This window comes from Nocardia sp. 852002-20019_SCH5090214 (assembly GCF_001665865.1).
Taxonomy (GTDB): Bacteria; Actinomycetota; Actinomycetes; order Mycobacteriales; family Mycobacteriaceae; genus Nocardia; species Nocardia nova.
This window is the reverse complement of record NZ_LZMK01000201.1, coordinates 1-1,145: the sequence shown is the minus strand read 5'-3', so window position 1 is coordinate 1,145 and position 1,145 is coordinate 1. Positions and strand designations below refer to the sequence as shown.

Sequence of the window (1,145 nt, the reverse complement as noted above, 5' to 3'; positions counted from 1 at the left end):
GATCTCGGCGCCGGCATCTCCGGCCTCGGCGCCGGGCTCGGCGGAGCGCTGAGCGGCGCGGCCGAAGCCGGCGCGGGCTTGGGAACCGAACTCAACGGAGCGCTCGGGGGTGCGGCCGAAGCCGGTGCCGGCCTCGGCGCAGCCCTCGGAGGTGCCCTGAACGCCGGAGGTGAACTCGGCACCGGACTCGAAACCGGTCTGGGCGCGGGCCTCGGCGGTGCCCTGGGGGGCGCGGCGGAAGCCGGTGCCGGCCTCGGGACCGCCCTGGGCGGTGCGGCAGCAGCGGGCGCGGGCCTCGGCGGTGCGCTGGGCGGTGCGCTGAATGCGGCGGGTGACCTGGGTGCGGGGCTGTCCGGTGCGGCGGGCGCCGCGACCGGGGTGGGCTCCGAACTCGGTGGCGCGTTGGGCGGTGCGGCCAACGCCGGTGCCGGTCTCGGTGGCGCGCTGGGCGGTGTTGCCAACGCGGGAGCGGGTCTCGGTGGTGCGCTCGGCGGCGCGGCGGAGGCCGGTACGGGTCTCGGCGGTGCGCTGGGTGGTGCGCTGAATGCGGCGGGTGACTTGGGTGCGGGGCTGTCCGGTGCGGCGGGCGCCGCGACCGGGGTGGGCTCCGAACTCGGTGGCGCGTTGGGCGGTGCGGCCAACGCCGGTGCCGGTCTCGGTGGCGCGCTGGGCGGTGTTGCCGATGCGGGAGCGGGTCTCGGCGGTGCGCTGAATGCGGCCGGTGACCTGGGCGCGGGGTTGTCCGGTGCGGCGGGTGCGGTGACCGGCGTGGGCTCTGAGCTGGGAGGCGCCTTGGACGGTGCCGCCAACGCGGGTGCTGGTCTGGGAGGTGCGCTGAGTGGTGCGGCGAATGCCGGTGCGGGTGTGGGTGGTGCGCTGAATGCGGCGGGTGACTTGGGTGCGGGGCTGTCCGGTGCCGCGGGTGCTGCGAGCGGGGTGGGCTCCGAACTCGGTGGCGCGTTGGGCGGCGCGGCGAATGCCGGTGCAGGACTGGGAGGCGCGCTGGGCGGTGTTGCCGATGCGGGTGCCGGCCTTGGTGGTGCGCTGAATGCGGCGGGTGACTTGGGGGCGGGGTTGTCCGGTGCGGCGGGTGCGGTGACCGGCGTGGGCTCTGAGCTGGGAGGCGCCTTGGACGGTGCCGCCAA

1 protein-coding gene is annotated in these 1,145 nt (G+C 76.9%); it reads right to left on the bottom strand.

Annotation, left to right across the window (positions count from 1 at the left end; translation table 11 throughout):
- Positions 1–1,145, bottom strand: a 1,145-nt coding sequence (locus A5780_RS41010) for a hypothetical protein (RefSeq protein ID WP_197521769.1), incomplete at both ends; no start/stop codon positions are given.